Raw genomic sequence first — 20,010 nt, forward strand, 5'->3', positions numbered from 1 at the left:
CGGGGCGGCGGTGATGCGCCGCCCCAATTGTGCTGCCGGCCAGCGGCCGGCACTACCACTGACCAACGGTCCGCACCCACCGCATCAACGGCTCAGGTGCAGGAACTGCAGGTGCCGTTCGTACTGGCTGATGATGTCGTTGATGATCTGCTTGCGGCTGTAGCCGACCAGGTCGTAGTCCTGGCTGCCTTCGTACAGATGCACTTCGGCGCGGTAGTAGCGCTGGTTGCGCAGCTGTTGCGCGGCGAACGACGGCGTCAGGTAGCCACTCAGGATCACCCGGTACAGGAAGTCCTGCTGCTCGCCGTGGTTCACCGTCAACTCCATGTCGCCGGCCTCGAAGCGCGTCGCCACATCCCAGCCCTGCCCGCGCAGCTGTTCGGCCACCGCTTCCATCGCCGGCTTCACCGTGTCATCCATGAAGCGGTAGACCTGGTCGCGCACCGGGAAGTGCATGGCCTGGCTCAGGCGCTGGCGCCAGCCCTGGTGGTGGCGGTCGTCACCGATCAGCGGCGAGGGACGGTACTGCAGCGCGCGCTTGCGGTGCGATTCGTCACTGAAGGCGCGGGTCAGGCCCCACATCATCAGCAACAACACCGCCGAGAACGGCAGCGACGCCAGCACCACTGCCGATTTCAGCGCATCGATGCTGCCGGCCAGCAGCAACCCGGCGGTCAGCACCGCGATGACCGTGCCCCAGAACACGCGCAGCCAGCGCGGACCATCATCCTCCGGCGCCCCGCCATGCGAGGACAACGTGGACAGCACCACCGCGCCGGAGTCAGCCGATGTCACGAAGAAAATGAAACTGACGAACACCGTCACCGCGATCACTGCCTTGCTCCACGGGTAGCCGTCCAGCAGCGCGTACAGCACAGTGGGTGGATCATCCACCGCCAGTTGCGCCAGTTGCTGCTGGCCATGGTGCAGCACCTGGTCCAGTGCACTGTTGCCGAAGATCGACAGCCACGCCAAGGTGAAGCCGAGCGGGATCAGCAGGACGCCGAACACGAATTCGCGGATGGTGCGGCCACGCGAGATGCGGGCGATGAACAGGCCGACGAACGGCGCCCAGCCGATCCACCAGGCCCAGTAGAACACCGTCCAGCCGCCCAGCCATTCCGGTCGGCCGCCATAGGCGTACACATCGAAACTCTTGCCGACCACACTGCCGAGGTAGTCACCCAGGTTCTGCATCAGCGTGCTGAGCAGATACTGGGTGGGGCCGGCGCACAGCATGAACAGCACCAGCGCGATCGCCAGCAGCATGTTGATGTTGGCCATCCAGCGCACGCCCTTCTCCACGCCTGAAACGGCCACGGCCACCGCCGCGCCCATCATGCTGACCACCAGGATGATCTGCACCAGGTTGGAGTGCGGGATGTTGAACAGGTGCGACAGACCGGCGTTGAGGTGCAGCACGCCGAAGCCCATGTCGGCGCCGATGCCGAACACGGTGGCGACAATGCCCAGCGCGTCCACGGTGTAGCCGATCGGGCCATTGATGCGCTTGCCGATCAGCGGGTACAGCGCCGAGCGCAGCGCCAGCGGCAGGTTGTGGCGGTAGGCGAAGTAGGCCATCGCCATCGCCGCCAGCGCGAACACGCCCCAGCCATGCAGGCCCCAGTGCAGGAACAGCAGCTGCATGGCCTGGCGCGCACCGGCTTCACCGGCCGCCGGATCACCCTGCGGCGGCTGCAGGTAATGGGTCAGCGGTTCGGAGACGCAGAAGAAGAACAGGGTGATGCTGATGCCGGCGGCGAACAGCATGCCGGCCCAGGAGAGATAGCTGAACTCCGGCTCGTCATGGTCGGCACCGAGCTTGATGCCACCGTACTTGGACAGCGCCACGCCGACCACGAACACCAGGTAGAGGGTCATCGCCAGCAGGTAGTACCAGCCGACATTGAGTGCGGCCCAGTCCTGCGCCTTGACCAGAAGGCGGCCCGCACCGAGCGGGAACAGGCTGACAAACAGCGCGAACGCCACGACAACGATCGCCGCGAAGGCGAACACAGGTCGAAGAGTGCGCACCGGGGATTGTTGCGGCTCCAGTACTTCCATGGGGCGGCGTTCTCCGGTAGATCAAAGGGTTAGCCGACCGATTCTGGCTGAACCGCAGTGGACAGAGCATGAAGTTGCAGCCTGTGGTCACAGGCCCGGCCCACCATTCCGTGTTATCACGCGCGCGCCGAAGCGCGCCTGCGAGCGCGGCCGCGCGCGGACCGCGTGCATCGCGGCCACGCGCGTACTGTCCAATCACGACATCACATGCACCGCGCACAGCTTGTTGCCATCCGGATCGCGAAGGTAGGCCAGGAACAGCTGCCGCCCGGCCATGTTGCGGATGCCGGCCGGGTCTTCGATGGCGGTGCCACCGTGGCTTACGCCTGCGTCCTGCCAGCCACGCACGGCATCGGCGCTGTCCAGGGTGAAGCCGATGGTGCCGCCATTGGCATGGCAGGCCGGCTCGCCATCGATCGGTGCGGTGACGATGAACATGCGACCGTCCTTGAAATACACCAGGCGCCCCTTGTCATCGAAGACACCCGGACGGGCGCCCAATGCGGTGAACAGGGCATCGTAGAAGCGATGGGCGACGTCCATGTCGTTGGTTCCAACGGTGATGTGGCTGAACATGCGGGCACTCCCTGCTGAAAGACCGCAGTGTCGGCGAGCCCGGCGGGCATCGCAAACGCCCTGGCCATTGCCCCCTGCGCAAGGTTTGTCGTACACCGCTCGATCGCACTATAATGGGAATCATTCTCATTAATGATCGATGCCGATGGCCGTGCCCGCCGCCTCCAGCACTGCGCTGGCGGGGTTCTACCGCGAACACCATGGCTGGCTGCTGGGCTGGCTGCGCCGCCGCACCCACAACGCCGACTGCGCCGCCGACCTGACCCAGGACACCTTCGTGCGCCTGCTCAGCCGTCGTGTCGATCCGTCCGAACTGCGCCTGCCGCGTGCCTATCTCAGCACCATCGCGCACGCGCTGCTGGTCAATCACTGGCAGCGCGCGGATCTGGAGCGCGCCTACCTGACGGCCTTGGCCGCGCAGCCGGAGCCGGTGCATCCATCGGCGGAGGAGCGCACGCAGGCGCTGCAGCTGCTGCATGCCATCGCCGACATGCTGTCCGGCCTGGCCGAACGCCCACGCCGTGCGTTCCTGCTGGCACGACTGTCTGGCCTGGGCTATGCGGAGATCGGCCAACAGCTGGGCGTGTCCGAACGCATGGTCAAGAAATACATGGCGCAGGCGATGCTGCATTGCCTGCGCCTGTCCGGCGACGCAACAGCATGAGCACCGCGCTGGCCAGCCCGGCACTGGAGCAAGCCGCCGAATGGTTCGCGCTGCGCGAGCAGGGCTGGAGTGATGATGAGCAGTACCGCTGGCGCGCATGGCTGCAGGCTGATGCCGGCCACGCCGATGCGTGGCGTCGGGTCGAGTCGGTCTGGCAATCCTTTGCACCCCTGTCGGCACCGGCCGCTGCCACAGCGCTGGATGCCGCAGGCCGTCGCCGCCGGCAGGCTCTGCGCGGCCTCGGAGGTGCACTTGGCATCGGCGCAGTCTCGCTGCTGGGCCTGCATGGCCTGCAGACGCAACGCGGCCTGCAGACACAACGCACTGCTGCCGGGCATACCGGGCACTGGATACTGGCAGATGGCAGCCAGCTGTGGCTCAACGCCGACAGTGAAGTCACGATCGACATCGGCAGCGACCGCCGCGCCCTGCACCTGCTGCGTGGCGAACTACTGCTGCAGACCGGCCATCACCCTGCCTTCGCCGACATGCCCTTGAGCGTGCACGTGCCAGGCGCACGCCTGCAGCCGATTGGCACCCGCTTCGCGGTCGGTCGTGAGGCGCAGGGCAGCCGCCTGGATGTGTTCGACGGTGTGGTGCGCTGCCTGCCGCTGTTCGGCGCATCGTTGGACGTGCCCGCCGGCGGTGCGGTGCAGATCGGCCCGATGGGTGGACTCTCCCCGGTGGCTGCGGATCCGTTGCGCGGTGACTGGCAGGAGGGACGCCTACAGGTACAGGACACGCCTTTGATCCGCGTCATCGATGAGCTGGCCCGCCACCATCAGGGCTATCTCGGTTGTGATCCGGCGCTCGCCGCATTGAAGGTCACGGCGGTACTGCCACGCCTGGACAGCACCCAGGCGCTGCATCTGCTGGCCCGCGCCCTGCCGATCCGTGTCGAGCAGCGCTGGCCGTGGTGGACCGTCGTGCGTCCGCTTTGAAATCGCGGTTCCCTTTCTGTGCGCTCACCGGGCACTACAAGGGAACCCATTGCGGATGTTGCCGCCCCCATGAAACTGCCCTGCCCCTCCCCTCGCCCCCTGGCCATCGCCTTGTGCATGGCCCTGGCGACCCCCTGCCTGCTGCCTGCCTCGGTCCATGCACAGGAGACCGCCGCTGCGGTCCGCTGGCAGATTGCGCCCGGCCCGCTCGACCAGGCCCTGACCGCATTCGGCCAGCAATCGGGCCTGTCGATCGCCGCCGACGCGCGCCTCACCCGCGGCCGCCACAGCAAGGGTGTGCAGGCCACGCTCGGTACTGACGCTGCATTGGCGCAGCTGCTGGCCGGCACCGGCCTGGCCTTCCAGCGTGATGCCAGTGGCGTGGTGCTGCAGGCGGCGCCGAACGCCGAAGCCGGAGTGCGCCAGATCGGCACCCTGCGCGTGGCCGGCCAGGCCAGCGAAGGCGCTTCGCCGTGGGGGCTCGCCGATGCCGATGCGGTCTACCGTGACAGCGGCTCGCGCGTGCACCTGGACCACCAGCAACTGGAACGCTTCCGCGGTCAGTCGATCGGCGACGTGCTGGCCGGTGCGGTGGGCGTACACACCGCTGACGTCCGCAACGGCGGTGCTCTGGACGTCAACATCCGCGGCCTGCAGGGCCAGAACCGGGTGCCGGTGATCATCGACGGCGGCCAGCAGGCCATCGACGTGTACCGCGGCTATGCCGGCGTGCAGCAGCGCAGCTACCTCGACCCGGACCTGATCAGCGCGATCAGCATCGAGAAGGGGCCAAGCCTGGCCGCCAACGCCGCCAGCGCGATCGGCGGAGTGGTCTACATGGAAACGCTGAAGGTGGATGACATCCTCGACGACGGCCAGCACTGGGGCCTGCGCGTACGCGGCGGCGTGGCCGACAACAGCATCGACCGCACCCGCACCTTCAAGCAGATCGCGCGCGGCAGCGACAACCGCAACAGCCTGCGCGACCCGCGTGACTGGAATGGCAGCGTGGCCTTCGCCCAGCGCGGCGAGGACTGGCAGCTGGTTGCGGCCTATGCGCGGCGGCGCCAGGGCAACTTCTTCGCCGGCAGCAACGGTGCGCATCGCTATGACAAGCAGCACCTGTCCAGCGGCGGCACCGGCATGTCCAGCCAGGCCGTATCCAAGCTCTTCCATCCGGGCGATGAAGTGCTCAACACGCATACCAACAACGAATCGGCATTGCTGAAATTCACCTGGACGCCCAATCCGGACCAGCGGTTGGAGCTGAGCCACCGCTACTTCAATTCGAGCTTCGGCGAGATCATGCCGTCGGCGATCGGCCGCGTGGGTGAGTCCAACGAATGGGTGACCTACGTGGACAAGGCCAACACCATGTTCCAGTTCGAGCCCGGGAAGATGCGGGTCAACGCCACCTCGCTGCGCCATCGCTACCGGCCCGAGGCGCATCCGTGGCTGGACCTGAGCAGCACGCTGTGGTTCACCACCGCCACCAGCCGCATGTTCAACAGCAACATCGCCAACACGCCCCTGTTCAAGGACGTGCCCAACGACCAGATGCCGGACACGCTGGGCGAAACCTATGGCCCGGGCCTGCAGTCGGACGTGAAGACCCAGCGCTGGGGCGTGGACAGCAGCAACACCACGCGCTTCAGCAATGCTCTGGGCGACTGGACGCTGCGCTACGGCGCCTCCTTCCAGCACGAGGACACCGCGCCCAACTCACCGGTGCTGCCGGTGGATTTCAACAACAACCGCTACCTGCGCTCGGGCACACGCCGCGAAGCCAGCGTCGTCGCCTCGCTGCAGTGGCAGCCGTGGGACTGGCTGTCGCTGACTGCCGGCGGCCGCTTCACCGATTACCGCACCCGCGACCGCAATCGCGTCGCTTTCGTCAGCGAATCGCGTGACCTGCGCTACACCTTCGCGCGCCTGAGCAAGGGCGGCCAGCTGCTGCCGGGCTGGTACAAGGAGTGGTACCCGGATGCCCAGGGCAACTACACCTATGACTCGCTGCGTGCCACGCCCTATGGCGACAGCACGCTGGGCCAGGCCTACGATTTCGATGGATTCATTCCTGATCCGCGCGGCGCCAACGGTTTCTATACCAAGCAGATTCCCACCGCCTGGGGCTACAAGCCGGCGATCCGGCGCTCCGGCCACGGCTTCGCGCCGTATGCAGAGGCGCGCTTCAACCTCGACCAGGACATGTTCTTCTACGTGAAATACGCGCAGGGCTGGAAGATGCCCAGCCTGTTCGAGTCGACGCTGGGCAACAGCACCTCGGCACCGGTGGCCGACCTGAAGCCGGAGAAGAACCGCTCGTGGGACATCGGCTTCAGCCTGCTCAAGCAGGACCTGTGGCGCGACGGTGACCGCCTGGCGTTCAAGGTGGCGTGGTTCAAGAACGATATCGACAACGCCATCACCCGCCGCTTCGATTCCAGCAACTGGGCGTTCTACGTCGACAACGTCGACAACTACACGGTGTCCGGTTACGAGCTGCAGTCCGGCTATGACGCCGGCATCGCCTACCTGGACCTGTCGGCCAGCTACTACCAGCGCGCGCGCACCTGCGATGCGGCCACCGCCAAGCGCCTGCGCGAAGACCCGTATGCGAAGTGGAGCAAGCTGGACGCCACGCCGGACTGCGTGGACGGCGGCTTCGGCACCTCGTTCGTCAACGCACAGAACCCGCCGAAGTACTCGATCCACAGCACGCTCGGCTTCCGCCTGTTCGACAAGCGGCTGGATACCGGCATCCGCCGTACCTACAACAGCGGCCCCACCCACGAACTGGACAAGCCCTGGAACACCACCGGTTCGACCGGCCTGCAGAACATCTACCTGCCGACCGCGATCTATGACTTCTACGCACGCTGGCAGTTCACGCCGCGCAGCGAAGTGGAGCTGGTGGTCAGCAATCTGCGCAACACCTACTACATGGACACGCTGGCGATGAGCCTGATGCCGGGCCCGGGCCGCACCACGCGGCTGAACTTCACCGCACGCTTCTGAGTGCTTCAGAAACAGCAACGCCCCGGGGAGATCATCCCCGGGGCGTTTGCCCGCGGCGGCTCACGCTCTGGAAGGTGCCAACCGTGGTTCTGGTAGGCGCCAACCTTGGTTGGCGCAACGATGCATCACTTCGCGGTACTCAGCAGCAGCACTGCAATAGTGACCAGCGCAATGCCGACCCAGCCGATCGGGCGCAGTCGGTTGCCGAACAGCAGGCGGCCGCAGATGGCGGTACCGATCACGCCGATCGCACCCCACATCGCATACGCGGTGGCCAGGTCCATGTAGCGCACCGCCTGGCCCAGCAGGGCGAAGGCGATCCAGACCATGACGATCGCAGATACGCCCCAGCGCCAGCGGCGGAAACCTTCCGACTTGGCCACCATCATGTTGGCGGCGACGTCGATCAAGGCCGAACAGATCACGAAAAACAACGCCAAGGTATTCATCAGTGCGCCTCCCCAAGGGTGACGCAGACGATGCCGACCACTGCCAGCACCAGGCCGGCCAGCTGCTGCAGCGACAGGCTTTCACCGAAGACGGTGAGGCCGACCACAGTGAGCAGGGTCAGGCCGAGGCCTTCCCAGACCGCATAGGCCACGCCCACGGCGATGCGGCGCACCGACTGCGCGAGGAAGAAGTAGGACAGCGCCAGCGCGCCGGCCATGATAAGGTAACCGGTCCAGCCGCCATCGCGGGCGGCATGGGCCATGAACGAGGTGCCGACCACTTCGGCGACGATCGCCACGGTCAGGCAGGCCCAGGCGACCAGCGCGCCACGGGCGGGAACAGTACGGGACATGTGAAGCTCCTTGCAGGGCGGGGACCACGCCGCCTCATCAATGGATCCACGCCGAGCGTGGAGGGTCCGGAACGCCCCGCAGACGGGGGCGACGGAAGCCAGTATCATCGCCTTTTACGGTGGTATCAAAATGGATTCCATCGACAGGAGCGATGGATCAATGCCCTACTCCCCTGAATCCCTGCAGGCCTTCGTGGAAGCCGCGGCGCTGGGCTCGTTCTCGGCGGCGGCGCGACGCCTGCGCAAGACCCAATCGACGGTCAGCACCGCCATCGCCCACCTGGAAGCCGACCTGGGCGTGAGCCTGTTCGACCGCAGCGGGCGCTACCCGCAGCTGACCGAGGCCGGGCGCCAGGTACTTGGGCACGCGCAGGAAATCCTGGCTGCCGATGCCCGCCTGCAGCAGTTGAGCGTGCGCCTGGCCGCACCGGTCGAGCCGCGCTTGACCGTGGCATTCTCCGACGTCTACCAACTGGACCCGGAACAACGGGTGCTGCAACGCTTCGCCGAGGCATTCCCGGAGATCGAGCTGGAATGGCTGGATGCCGAGGGCGAGGACGTGCTGGAACTGGTGAGCAACGGACGCGCCGCGCTGGGTCTGCTGCCACGGCAGGAGCACTATCCGGACGGACTGGTGGCACGTCCGCTGGCGCACCACAGCGAGCTGTCGGTGTATGTGGCGCGCGAGCATCCGCTGGCCAGCGCTGGCCGTCGCGCCGCCGCACAGCTGGCGCGGCATAGACAGGTGCGCTTGAGCGCGGAAGTCGATCAATCCCGCGTGGTCACCGGCCTGGCCTGGACCGCCACCGACTACCTGATGGTGATGGAGATGGCCGAGGACGGCCTCGGCTGGGCCGAGCTGCCGCGGGCGCTGGTGCAGCGCTACGACCGCGGGCACCTGGTGGAACTGGTGCTGCCCGGCTGGCCGCGGCGCATCCACAGCGACCTGCTGTGGCGCCGTGATACGCCGCCGGGACCGGCCGCACTCTGGTGGGCCGACGCATTGGGGTGAACCGAAAAAGGGGACGGAGGGGATTAAGTCGTTTGTGGCACAAACGACTTAATCCCCTCCGTCCCCTTTTTCAGTTGCCGGCCAGAGGCCGGCACTACCGATCAACGATGGGCGAGCGCGTAATCCAGCGCCGAGCACACGGCTGCCACCTGCGCGTCATTGCACTGCTGCGGGGTCGCCCGCGGGCTGTCTGGGTAGACCTCGGTGGTGGTGGTGTACTTTGCGCCAGTGATGCCTGCACACAACGCCAGCTTCACCAGCGGGTACTCGATCACGCCATGCGCCACCACCGCTGAACCGATGATCTCGCCCTTGTCGTCGGCCGGCGCGATGTGGGTGACCTTTTCCACCGCGGCGATCACCGCCTGCTGGAACGCCGCCTGCGGGTTCTCGCTGTCGTCCACCAGGTAGAAGCCATCGGGAATCAAGCCCGGCTCGAACGGCTTGCCGTCACGCGCGGCCAGCGCCGGGCGGAACTCGCTCTCGTCGCTGTCGGTGGTCTCGTGCAGGTCAATGTGCAGCACGAACTGGCCCTTGATTGGTGCAACCAGCTCGATCAGCGCGGTCGATTCGCGGGCCGGGCCATCGGCGCGGAAGTTGCGATTCGGGTCGATCGCATCGAAGTTCCAGCGGTTGATGCGCTCGAAGCCCCACGGATTCACGCACGGCGCCACCAGCAGGTTGGCCTTGCCGGCGTAATCGGCTGCGTGCTTTTCGAGGAACTCCAGCGCACCCATCACGCCGCTGGTCTCATAGCCGTGCACGCCACCGCTGACCAAGGCGGCAGGCAGCGCCGGGTTCCAGTCGCGGCTGCGCAGGGCGAACAGGGTGTAGGTCTCGCCCGCGTAGTCGAGCTGGCCATAGGCCACTTTGTCGAAGCGCGAAGCCAGTGCCTCGATGCGCGGCAGCACCTCCTCGTCATAGCGACGCAGGCGCTGCTGGCGGCCCCGCCACGCCTCCCGTTCCGCCGCTCCCCACGGCTGGCCTGGGGTTCCGACGGGGTAGAAAGCGGCTTGGGACATGGCAGATCTCAGCGAGTCAGGAAGCAATCACCCACTTTACCACCGGCCCATCAGCATGAACCGGAGACGCATTCCATTGGCGAATGGAATCAGCAATAATTCTCATTTACACCATTCCACGACCTGCATCGATGCCCATCCACGCCCCGCAAACGGCCCGCCTGCCGCTGGCCGCCGCCCTCGCCCTGTGCCTGCTCCCGGCCACCAGTGCCTTCGCCCAGGACGGCGCCACCACGCTGGACAGCATCCAGGTCTCCGGCAGCTGGCTGGGCACCGGCCTGCATGACAGCGTCAAGAGCTTTGCCGGCGCACGCACGGTGGTCGACCGCCAGCGCATCGAGGCCAGCGGCGCGGCCAGCATCGGCGATGCCATGCGCCGCATCCCGGGCGTGCAGGTCACCGACAACTCCGGCACCGCCGGCAGCTCGGTCTCGCTGAACATCGGCGTGCGCGGCCTGACCGGGCGCTACTCACCGCGCTCGACCGTACTGCTCGATGGCGTACCACTGGCAGTGGCGCCGTACGGCCAGCCGCAACTTTCGTTCGCGCCGACCAGCCTGTCCAACATCGAATCGATCGACGTGGTGCGCGGTGGCGGCGCGGTGCGCTATGGCCCGCAGAACGTGGGCGGCATCATCAACTTCAGCACCCGCGCCATTCCCACCGAGGCCGGCCTGCACGGCGAAGCGGGCGTGCGCTACACCGCCTACGACCATGGCGGCGGCGACAGCACCCAGTACAACGCCTTCCTCGGCGGCACCGGCGACAACGGCCTGGGCGCGGCCCTGCTGTACTCCGGCCAGGACGGCCGTGGCTGGCGCCAGGGGAGCGATGACCGCTTCAACGACCTGGCGCTGAAGTTCGCCTATGCCATCGACGAACAGCAGGAACTGCGCGCCAAGCTCTCCTACTACGATGTTCGCTCGCTCACCCCGGGCGGCCTGACCCGCGCCCAGTACGAAGCCGACCCGTTCCAGAACACGCGCCCCACCGATTTCTGGAAAGGCCACCGCACCGGCATCGACCTGGGCTACACCAATACGCTCTCGGCCAACAGCGAGTTCGAGGTACTGGCCTATTACAACGAAAGCAGCCGTGCCAGCTCGCTGATCAACGCCGCCAATACCCAGCTGACCGTGCAGCCGCGCGACTACCGTGTGCTCGGCATCGAGCCGCGCTACACCCAGCGCCTGCACTGGGGCGCCAGCGTGCACGACATCACCGCCGGCTACCGCTTCCTGCGCGAGCGTGGCAACGACCGCAGCTACACAGTCACCCGCCGCACCGGCGCGGCCAGCGCCACCAACCGCTTCGACAACGCCACCGACGCCCACGCGTTCTACATCGACGACCGCATTGCGATCGGCCAGTGGCGGATCACCCCGGGCGTGCGCATGGAATGGATCGACATGGACCGCCGCCAGGCCGGTGGCACGGCGACCTTCAGCAGCCGCAACGACAAGGCCCTGCCCTCGCTCAACATTGCCTACCTGCTGACCCCGCAGCTGACCGTGTTCGGCAACTACACCACCTCGTTCGGGCCGGTGCAGAACATCCAGCTGAATTCGCAGACCGCGAGCAATCCGCTGAACCCGGAAATCGCCAAGACCACCGAACTAGGTGCGCGCTGGCAGGACGGTGCACTGCGCGCGGAAGTGACCGTGTTCAAGATGCGCTTCGACAACCAGATCCTGCAGGTGCCGGGGATCACCCCGCCAACCTTCCAGAACATCGGCGCCACCGATCACAAGGGCGTGGAGAGCGCACTGGAATACCGCTTCGCCGAGGACAGCGCGCTGGCCGGGCTGGAGCTGTACGCCAACTACACCTGGACCAAGGCGATCCAGCAGTCCGGTGACAACCGTGGCCTGGACGTGCCGTTCTACTCGCGCGACACCGACAGCGTCGGCGCACGCTATGCACTGGCCGGCTGGACCTTCAATGTCTCCAGCACCCACCAGAGCGGCCAGTTCTCCGATGCGGCCAACACCTGGGCCGAGAGCGCCGATGCGCGCGTGGGCCGCGTGCCGGGCGTGCGCCTGTGGAACGCGCAGGTGGCCTGGCAGGTGCCGGGACTGGGTGACAGCGAGATCGCGCTGGGCGTCAACAACCTGGCCGACAAGCGCTGGTACACCCGCAACGTCGATGGCAACGCCGGCCGCATGGTGGCTGCGCCGCGCACCTTCTACGTGCAGGGCCGCTACCGCTTCTAAGCCGGTAACCACCCGATGCAGTGACGGCGGCGATCACGGTGGCGGCGTATCATGCCGCCACCATGTCACTGCCTGTTTCGCCATCGCGCCTGCATGCGGCCTTCCAGGGCCTGCGCCTACGCCTGCGTGGCAGTGACTTGTGGTTCATTGCGCTTGCCCTGCTGGTCGGCCTGATCGCCGGCTACCTGACCCTGCTGCAATCCGGCATCGCACGCTGGCTGCAGGGCACCCTGTATGGGCTGGACGAAGGCATGCGCCTGAGCTCCCTGCCCTCGCTGACCTGGACCGCGCTGTTGGTGCTGCCGCTCGGTGGCCTGCTGGTCGGGCTGGTCAGCCTGGCCGCGACCCGGCTCAAGCGGCCCCTGCTGGATGCGGTGGAAGCCAACGCCCTGCATGGCGGCCGCATGTCGATGCGCGACAACCTGATCGTGCTGACCCAGACCCTGCTGTCCAACGGCTGTGGCGCCTCGGTCGGGCTGGAGGCCTCCTATACCCAGATGGGTGCCGGCAGCGGCTCGCAGCTGGGCCGGGTGATGCGCCTGCGCCGCAATGATGTGCGCATCCTGGTCGGCGCCGGTGCCGCCGGTGCCATCGCAGCCGCCTTCGGCGCACCGCTGGCCGGCGCGTTCTACGCCTTTGAGATTGTCATCGGCGCCTATACTCCGGCCGCGCTGGCGCCGGTGGCGGTCGCTGCACTGGCCGGCGCGTTCGTGGCCGACCAGGCCGGCATTGAGGCCTACCTGCTGCCTGCCGCCTCGACCATCGACGTGCGTGCGGCGGACTACGCCATTTATGGCCTGCTCGGCTGCTGCTGCGCGATGGTCGGCATCGCGGTGATGCGGCTGATTGCCTCGATCGAGGGCACGGTCAAGCGCAGTCCGTTGCCGCTGTGGGGCCGGCCGGTGGTCGGTGGCCTGCTGCTGATCCCGCTGGCGCTGGCCAGCCCACAGGTGCTGTCGTCCGGCCATGGCGCCCTGCACCTGGACCTGACCACGCACCTGCCACTGATCTGGATCGGTGGCCTGCTGACCCTGAAGTGCCTGGCCTCCGGCATCTCGCTCGGGTTTGGTTTCCGTGGCGGCCTGTTCTTCGCCTCGCTGTTCATGGGTACCCTGGTCGGCACCCTGTTCGCCGGCCTGCTCGCCATGGCCACCGGCGTGCCGGTGATCGACGCCACCTCGGCCGCACTGGCCGGGATGGCAGCGCTGGCCGCTGCGGTGGTCGGCGCACCGATGACCATGGCCATGCTGGTACTGGAAGGCACCCACGACTTCCTGCTGACCAGCGTGGTGATGAGCGCGGTGCTGGTCTCCAGCACGCTGGTGCGGCAGTGGTTCGGTTATTCGTTCTCGACCTGGCGCATGCACCTGCGCGGCGAGACCATCAAGAGCGCGCGCGACGTGGGCTGGGTGCAGAACCTCAACGCCGGCCGGCTGATGCGCAAGGGCGTGGCCACCGCGCCGGCCGACCTCGACGCCGCCGCCTTCCGCCAGCGCTTCCCGCTGGGCTCGGGCAGCCGGGTGATCCTGATCGACAGCGAAGGCCACTACGCCGGCATCGTGCAGATTCCGCGCGTGTACGGCGACGGCGTGAAGCCGGAAACCGCCATTGGCGAACTGGCCGAGAACCGCGACGTGTCGCTGCTGCCAGGCGCGGACGTGGTTGCGGTGATGCAGCGCTTTGACCAGACCCAGGCCGACGAACTGGCCGTGGTCGCCGCCGACGGCCAGGTGCTGGGCGTGGTCTCCGAAGCCTTCGTGCGCAAGCGCTACGCCGAGGAACTGGACAAGCGCCAGCGCGAACTGATGGGCGAGCGGGTCGAGGACACCGACTGACCCCGCAAAAAGGGGACGGAGGGGATTAAGTCGTTTCTGGCCGCCTCGAAATCCACGCATGGCGTGGATCTACTGTCACCTCGACCGGGTAGACTCCGGCCATGCGCTTCATTGAAACCTTCCAGGCCGGCCCCTTCGCCGACACCGTGATCAGCCTGCTGGCGGCCTTCGTGCTCGGCACGCTGATCGGCGCCGAGCGCCAGTACCGCCAACGCACCGCCGGCCTGCGCACCAACGTGCTGGTGGCGGTCGGCGCCGCTGCCTTCGTCGACCTGGGCATGCGCATCGCCGGCAGTGCCGAGGCGGTGCGGGTGATCTCCTACGTGGTCTCCGGCGTCGGCTTCCTCGGTGCCGGCGTGATCATGAAGGAAGGCATGAACGTGCGCGGCCTCAACACCGCCGCCACCCTGTGGTGCTCGGCGGCGGTCGGTAGCTGCACCGGCGCGGACATGCTGGCCGAAGGCGTGCTGCTGACGGTCTTGATCATCGCCGGCAACACCCTGCTGCGGCCGCTGGTGAATGCGATCAACCGCATCCCGATCAACGAGACGGCCACCGAGGCGACCTACGAGGTGCGCCTGAGTGTGGATGCCGAAGCGGTGCCACGTGTACGCGAACGCCTGGTCGATGCGCTGGAAGCGGCGCAATATCCGGTCGGTGATGTGCAGGTGGTCGAGCATGCCGACGCGCCCACCGATGTGATCGCGGTGCTGGTCAGTACCGCCGTCAGTGCCGATGAGCTGGACGTGGTGCTGGCGCGGATGGAGCATGTGCCGGGCGTGCTGCACGCCACCTGGGAAGTCAGTACCCGCGATTGATTCATCCACGCATGGCGTGGATCTACCGAGGTCGTGGTGCAGTAGATCCACGCCATGCGTGGATGCGCTTCTCTCACCCACCCGCCATGCGCTGCTGGGCCCGCAGCAACTTGCGGAACGAACCGCACTGGCGCGCGTCCTGTGCTTCCGGGCAGGCCGCCGCGCGCTGTAGATGACGGCGCACCCGCTGCAGCTGGGTGATCTGCTGCTGCAGCACATCGGCCTGTGCCAACAGGGCCTCCCGGTCCAGCGAGATGCACCCACGCTGTGGCGGCAGCGATGCACCGATCTGCTGCAACGACAGTCCCGCCGCCTGACCGAGACCGATCAGCGCCAGACGCTCCAGCACCTGCTCGTCGTACTGCCGGCGCAGGCCGCGCCGCCCCAGCACCTGCAGCAGGCCCAACTGTTCGTAATAACGCAGGGTCGAGGCCGGCACGCCACTGCGCTTGACTACCTCGCCGATATCCAGTTCACGCATGAGCTTGACCTCAAGTCGCCTTCAAGCATCAACCTATGGGCAACTTCCCGGCAGGACAAGGCCATGGCCAGTACATCCCCCGTTGATCAGAATGCGCTCTGGAATGGCCCTGGCGGCCAGATCTGGGTCGCCCAGCAGGCCATCCTCGACGGTCTGTTCCAGCCGATGGCCGACCTGCTGGTGGCCGAGCTTCCGCAAACCGTCACGCAACTGCTCGATATCGGCTGTGGCACCGGCGCCAGCCTGCTGGCATCAGCCGCCGCTCGCCCGGCGGCACACAGCACCGGCCTGGACATCTCCGCGCCGATGCTGGCTCTGGCCCGGCAGCGCGCAGAAACGGCGGGACTGGACGCGGACTTCATCGTCGCCGACGCGCAGCGGCATCCGCTGCCCTCCGCGCACTTCGACTGGATCCAGTCGCGGCTGGGCGTGATGTTCTTCGAGGACAGCCAGGCCGCCTTCGCCAACCTTCATCGTGCCGCAGCGCCAGGCGCGGGCCTGCGTTTCATCGCCTGGCGCAGTGCCGACGAGAACCCGTTCATGACCACGGCCGAACGCGCCATTGCTGATGAACTCGAGCTGACACCCCGTGCGCCTGGCGCACCGGGCCAGTTCGCCTTTGGCGATGGCAAGCGGGTACAGCGGCTTCTGCAGGCGGCCGGCTGGAAGGACGTCGAAGTGGTTGCGGTCGACCTGCCCTGTTCGATCGCCCGCGATGAGCTGCCAACCTATGTCGGCCAACTTGGCCCGCTGGGACTGGCCCTGCGCGCGATGCCGGAAGACCGCGCCGACGCACTTCGAAACAAGGCGCTGGCCGCGTTCGCGCCCTTCATCGAAGGCGACCGGGTGCGCGTGGATGCCGCCTGCTGGCTGGTCCGCGCCCGCGCCTAGAAAAAAGGGGACGGAGGGGATTAAGTCGTTTCCGGCACAGCCGGGGCAAGAACGACTTAATCCCCTCCGTCCCCTTTTTCTTCTACAGCGCCTCGCCGGCATCGGCCAGGCGCGATTCAATCAGCGCATACCACTGCTGCAGCACGTCGATCAGCATGTCCAGCTCGGCGTCGGTGCGCTGTGCGCGCCCACTGCGCAGGCAGGCCTGGGCTTCCTGCAGCTGGGCGAGGAAGCCGGCCACGGTATCGGCCTGCAGGATCAACCCCGGCAGGCGCCGCCCGGGAATGCGCACCACCGCATGATTGCCGAGCTGGCCGTACACACTCAGTGTGGTTTCCGTCTTCATGGAAAGAGGCAGGAATTGGGCGTTCATCGCGTGCACCAAGGAAAACCTGAGCCGCCGGCAGGCGTGGACAACGGGGGAGACGTGGCCACGTCCTGCCGGCGGTCAGGGGGGACTCGGGATGCCGGGGACTTGCCCCGGCGCAGGATTCTCAGCGTGGCTGCGCCACACCCGCGATCTGCACGCGGCGGTTCGGAGCCAGGCACGCGATCAGCTCGCGACGATTGCGCTGGTCGCACTGCACGACCGGCTCCGCCGCACCACGTCCTTCGGCACTGATGCTGGCAGCCGGCACTCCACCCTGCACAAGTGCCATGCGCACCGCTTCGGCACGTCGCTGCGACAGCGTCTGGTTGTAACTGGCACTGCCGATACGGTCGGTATACCCGGTCACCCGGATTGACTGCACCCGACTGGCCTCGCGCACCTGTGCCAGCACGCCCTGCACTGCTTGCTGCCCCTCGGCGCTGAGCACCGCGCTGTCGAAACCGAACAACGCGTCGGCGGACAAGCGCAGCGGCTGCTCCGGCAACGGCGCCGGAGCGGGCGGGGCCGGAGGCCGCGGCGGGTCCAGCACCGCCGCACATGATTCAGGCTTCCAATAGCCGCCCTGGGCGATGCCCTTGCTGTCGAATCGCACCTGGAACTGGCAGGTGAAGTACTCCGCGCCCTGCGCAGTGCGGAAGTTGAACAGGTAATTCCACTCACGTACGCCCCACATGCCTTCGTTGAAGTGCGGCGTACCCAGCAGCGTATACAGCTGGCGCTTGCTCATGCCCGGCGCGAAGCGGCGCAGGTCGGCGACGTCGGGATAGATACCTTCCTTCAGCGAGGCCTTCGAGGCCTTCGGGAAGTGCACGGCGGTGGCTTCGGCAGGACCCTCGGCGGCCGGCGCATGGCTGCGGCAGGCGGCCAGCAGGCTCATCCCCAGAATCAGGCCCAGCGTGGCGGCCAGCTGGCCGGCGCGGGCGATGCGATGCTGTTTCATGTCATTCCCCCTATGGACGTTTCCGCAATGCCGGGCCGCGGTTGCGGCCCGGCGGCGGGGATCACCACTGGATGCCGGCACCGACGGCCACACCGGCCTCGCCACGGCTGTTGGTCGAGCCGCTGAACTTGTAGATCCAGCGGCCACCTTCCGAGACACCGGAGATGCCGACCGCAACGCCGGATTCGCCGTTGTAGCTGCCGGCGGCGACCGAGGCCATGCTGCGGCCCGCTTCGCTGGGCTGCGGCAGTGCTGCGGTGGCCATCGCCGAGGCGATGCCGGCCGAGGCGCGGTTGTCGGTCTTGCGCAGGTCGCGCTCGAAGCCGCCCATGCGCTCGTCGGTGTAGGCCTTCGACCAGTCCAGGGTCTGCGCCATGCCCGACTTCAACTGGTCGACGTTGACTGCGTCGGTACCGGCGGTACCGGCGGCGACGTTGCGCACCATGGTCGGGCCGCCGTTGGTGCTGCCCAGCGTGACACTGTTGTAGTTGGTCGCGCCGTTCACCGTGGTGTCGTAACGGATCGTGCCCTGCTGCGAGGCCTGCAGCTGGCGCACGTTGACCGCATCGGTGGCCTGCGAGCCATCGGCCACGTTGACCACCTGGCGTTCGGCACCGCTGGCACCCACCGAAACCGTGTTGGCCCGGTTCGCCACCGAACCCGCGCCCAGTGCCACCGAGTTGTCGGCCTGTGCCTGCGAACCATTGCCGAGCGCGGTAGAGTTGGCACCGGCGGCGGTGGAGCCCGCACCACCGGCAGCCGAGTTGGCACCGCTGGCGGACGGATCGGCCAGGTTGTTGGTGTTGTTGGCGCGGAAGCTGCCGGCCACGTTGGTGATGTTCTGGATCTTCTGGTCGGTGTACTTCTTCGATTCGTCGATGGCGTAGTTCACGCCGTTCTTGAGCTGGCCGACGTTGGTTGCGCTGCTGGGGCAACTCCCAGCCACGACCGTCGGGCAGGACCAGATCCAGCAGCAGCAGATCGAAACGGCGCCCCTGAAGCTGCTCGCGTGCCTGCGCGAGGGTGGCGGCTTCAGCATCGACCCTGACCTGCGGAATGCCCGCCAGCAACTGGCGCAGGCGGTCACGTGCCAGCGCCACGTCATCCACCAGCAGCACGCTCAGCGGACGCGTCACGCGATGCACTCCGGCAAGGTCACGCGTGCACGATAGCCGCCGCCCTCGCTGGCGGTCTGCAACCGGCCTCCCATCATCGCCAGGCGCCGCTGCAGTGCAGCCTGGCCAGTGCCCAGTCCATCGTTCGTGCCGGGACGCAGGCAGGGGTTGAACAGCACCACATCAAGCAGGCCGTCTTCCACTCCGGCCCATAGCTCGATCCGCAATGGCCCGTCCCCCGGCTGCCAGCCACTGTGCAACACCGCATTCTCGATCAACGGCTGCAGCAACAGGCCAGGGACCGTCCAGGCCAATGCGTCAGCGTTGGCCTGTAGATGCAGATGCACCTCCTGATCGTGCAGCAGCGACTGCAGCGCGACATAGTCCTGTGCTGCGCCCAGTTCATCGGCAAAGCAGCGCTGCGACGGGCATTGCAGGGTATCGCGCAGCAGCGAGGACAGCTGCGCCAGTGCGGCGTCCGCTGCCCGTGGACGTTGCAGCGCCAAGCCACCGATGGCGTTGAGCGCATTGAACAGGAAGTGGTGCTGGAGATGCTGGCGCAGGGCTGTTTCACGAGCCTGCTGCAGCACCTCTGACTGCGCCCTCAACCGCTGCAGTCCGGCCAGGCCATGGCCCACGCCCGCCACCGCAATGAAGGTCGGCAACGCAAACAGCGCGGTAATACCAATCGCGCGCAACACCTGCTGCAGTGCTGGCCAGGGTTGCCCCTGCCACAGCTGCAGCAGCACATGGCCGAGGGTCCATCCCAATGCCGTCAACAGCGGAGTCAGCAGCAGGCACAGCGCCAACCATCCGGCCAGATGCCGGCGTCCAGACAGTGGCCAGCGCCGGCACGCATCCCACAACAATGGCGTCGCCAGCATCCAGGGCAGCTCGGCGCCAAGGATGAACAACGCTGCCGGAATCAGACCGCCAGGCTGTTGGCTCAGGTGCACCGCCGGCACGGCGGTGGCGATCAACACCCCCCACAGGGCCAGCATCACCCAGTGTGGGCGTGGCAGCGGAAGCGGCGCCTCATGGGCTGGCAGCAGCAAGGCAGGCGAAACAGGCATGCACGGATTCAAACGGGAAACGGGCACCATGCTAGATGCCCGCACCGAATCATTCCCGTGCCGGAAGCAAGGGGCTGTCCGCCGCCATGGATCCGCGTCGTGCCTGGATTCCGTTCGACGCTGGGGTCAGAGCCCTTCCCGGTCGGAAGGGATC

General features: G+C 67.1%; 17 protein-coding genes and 2 pseudogenes. 8 read left to right on the forward strand and 11 right to left on the reverse strand.

All coding sequences use genetic code 11. The features are described 5' to 3' along the window. Positions 1 to 84 precede the first annotated feature (84 nt). Complete coding sequence (betT, locus tag AC3ITW_RS13115; RefSeq protein WP_006372779.1) at positions 85 to 2,064, reverse strand: choline BCCT transporter BetT; 1,980 nt, start codon at positions 2,062 to 2,064, stop codon at positions 85 to 87. Between the two features lie 195 nt (positions 2,065 to 2,259). After that, positions 2,260 to 2,640 (reverse strand): VOC family protein, encoded by a 381-nt coding sequence (locus AC3ITW_RS13120; protein WP_006372781.1) that lies wholly within the window; start codon positions 2,638 to 2,640, stop codon positions 2,260 to 2,262. 145 nt (positions 2,641 to 2,785) lie between these two features. Between AC3ITW_RS13120 and AC3ITW_RS13125 the strand changes: the two genes are divergently transcribed. The 3 genes from AC3ITW_RS13125 to AC3ITW_RS13135 all read left to right on the forward strand — a co-directional run bounded on the left by AC3ITW_RS13125 (position 2,786) and on the right by AC3ITW_RS13135 (position 7,263). After that, positions 2,786 to 3,304 (forward strand): sigma-70 family RNA polymerase sigma factor, encoded by a 519-nt coding sequence (locus tag AC3ITW_RS13125; protein WP_032970849.1) that lies wholly within the window; start codon positions 2,786 to 2,788, stop codon positions 3,302 to 3,304. Continuing rightward, positions 3,301 to 4,245, forward strand: coding sequence for a FecR family protein (locus AC3ITW_RS13130; protein ID WP_012511325.1), 945 nt, complete (start codon positions 3,301 to 3,303; stop codon positions 4,243 to 4,245). Before AC3ITW_RS13125 ends, AC3ITW_RS13130 begins: the two co-directional genes overlap by 4 nt. Before the next feature lie 69 nt (positions 4,246 to 4,314). Further along, on the forward strand, positions 4,315 to 7,263 hold the full coding sequence (locus AC3ITW_RS13135) for a TonB-dependent receptor (RefSeq protein WP_100434830.1): 2,949 nt from the start codon (positions 4,315 to 4,317) through the stop codon (positions 7,261 to 7,263). Positions 7,264 to 7,388: 125 nt separating this feature from the next. Here AC3ITW_RS13135 and AC3ITW_RS13140 read toward each other — a convergent pair whose 3' ends face one another. Both AC3ITW_RS13140 and AC3ITW_RS13145 read right to left on the reverse strand, forming a co-directional pair. Beyond that, positions 7,389 to 7,712: a DMT family transporter gene (locus AC3ITW_RS13140; protein ID WP_100434831.1), complete on the reverse strand. Its 324-nt coding sequence runs from the start codon at positions 7,710 to 7,712 to the stop codon at positions 7,389 to 7,391. Then, positions 7,712 to 8,065 (reverse strand): SMR family transporter, encoded by a 354-nt coding sequence (locus AC3ITW_RS13145; protein WP_010485170.1) that lies wholly within the window; start codon positions 8,063 to 8,065, stop codon positions 7,712 to 7,714. The genes AC3ITW_RS13140 and AC3ITW_RS13145 overlap by 1 nt, the downstream gene beginning before the upstream one ends. A 160-nt stretch (positions 8,066 to 8,225) precedes the next feature. On the opposite strand from AC3ITW_RS13145, the gene AC3ITW_RS13150 reads away from it, so the two are divergent. Next, a complete protein-coding gene (locus AC3ITW_RS13150; protein ID WP_100434832.1) occupies positions 8,226 to 9,077 on the forward strand; it encodes a LysR family transcriptional regulator in 852 nt (283 codons plus the stop codon). A 101-nt stretch (positions 9,078 to 9,178) separates the two neighbouring features. Here AC3ITW_RS13150 and AC3ITW_RS13155 read toward each other — a convergent pair whose 3' ends face one another. Next, a complete protein-coding gene (locus tag AC3ITW_RS13155) occupies positions 9,179 to 10,099 on the reverse strand; it encodes a M14 family metallopeptidase (RefSeq protein WP_100434833.1) in 921 nt (306 codons plus the stop codon). A 131-nt stretch (positions 10,100 to 10,230) separates the two neighbouring features. On the opposite strand from AC3ITW_RS13155, the gene AC3ITW_RS13160 reads away from it, so the two are divergent. The 3 genes from AC3ITW_RS13160 (at position 10,231) to AC3ITW_RS13170 (ending at position 14,965) form a co-directional block, all read left to right on the forward strand. After that, positions 10,231 to 12,312 carry a TonB-dependent receptor family protein gene (locus AC3ITW_RS13160; protein WP_489389624.1) on the forward strand — a complete coding sequence of 694 codons (2,082 nt, stop codon included), beginning with the start codon at positions 10,231 to 10,233 and terminating at the stop codon, positions 12,310 to 12,312. Positions 12,313 to 12,374: 62 nt separating this feature from the next. After that, positions 12,375 to 14,147: a chloride channel protein gene (locus AC3ITW_RS13165; protein WP_489389625.1), complete on the forward strand. Its 1,773-nt coding sequence runs from the start codon at positions 12,375 to 12,377 to the stop codon at positions 14,145 to 14,147. Between the two features lie 101 nt (positions 14,148 to 14,248). After that, positions 14,249 to 14,965, forward strand: coding sequence for an MgtC/SapB family protein (locus tag AC3ITW_RS13170; RefSeq protein WP_257471776.1), 717 nt, complete (start codon positions 14,249 to 14,251; stop codon positions 14,963 to 14,965). 73 nt (positions 14,966 to 15,038) lie between these two features. On the opposite strand, the gene AC3ITW_RS13175 is transcribed toward AC3ITW_RS13170, so the two are convergent. After that, on the reverse strand, positions 15,039 to 15,446 hold the full coding sequence (locus AC3ITW_RS13175; protein WP_489389626.1) for a MerR family transcriptional regulator: 408 nt from the start codon (positions 15,444 to 15,446) through the stop codon (positions 15,039 to 15,041). 63 nt (positions 15,447 to 15,509) lie between these two features. On the opposite strand from AC3ITW_RS13175, the gene AC3ITW_RS13180 reads away from it, so the two are divergent. Beyond that, positions 15,510 to 16,337: a class I SAM-dependent methyltransferase gene (locus tag AC3ITW_RS13180; RefSeq protein WP_489389627.1), complete on the forward strand. Its 828-nt coding sequence runs from the start codon at positions 15,510 to 15,512 to the stop codon at positions 16,335 to 16,337. A gap of 82 nt (positions 16,338 to 16,419) precedes the next feature. Here the strand turns inward: AC3ITW_RS13180 and AC3ITW_RS13185 are convergent, their stop codons facing one another. From AC3ITW_RS13185 to AC3ITW_RS13205, 5 genes and pseudogenes are all read right to left on the reverse strand, one after another. Beyond that, the gene (locus tag AC3ITW_RS13185; protein WP_019659952.1) at positions 16,420 to 16,710 is read right to left on the reverse strand and encodes a DUF6959 family protein; all 291 of its coding nucleotides are present in this window, start codon (positions 16,708 to 16,710) and stop codon (positions 16,420 to 16,422) included. Positions 16,711 to 16,831: 121 nt separating this feature from the next. After that, complete coding sequence (locus AC3ITW_RS13190; protein WP_489389628.1) at positions 16,832 to 17,668, reverse strand: outer membrane protein assembly factor BamE; 837 nt, start codon at positions 17,666 to 17,668, stop codon at positions 16,832 to 16,834. Positions 17,669 to 17,729: 61 nt separating this feature from the next. Further along, positions 17,730 to 18,599, reverse strand: a pseudogene (locus tag AC3ITW_RS13195) (YadA-like family protein); the annotation flags it as partial. A gap of 46 nt (positions 18,600 to 18,645) precedes the next feature. Next, a pseudogene (locus AC3ITW_RS13200) lies at positions 18,646 to 18,813 on the reverse strand (LytR/AlgR family response regulator transcription factor); the annotation flags it as partial. Then, entirely contained in the window at positions 18,801 to 19,856 is a 1,056-nt protein-coding gene (locus tag AC3ITW_RS13205) for a sensor histidine kinase (RefSeq protein WP_229298142.1), read from the reverse strand. The pseudogene AC3ITW_RS13200 and the gene AC3ITW_RS13205, both read right to left, overlap by 13 nt. Positions 19,857 to 20,010 lie beyond the last annotated feature (154 nt).

It is taken from the genome of Stenotrophomonas sp. KH_052 (assembly GCF_057838755.1).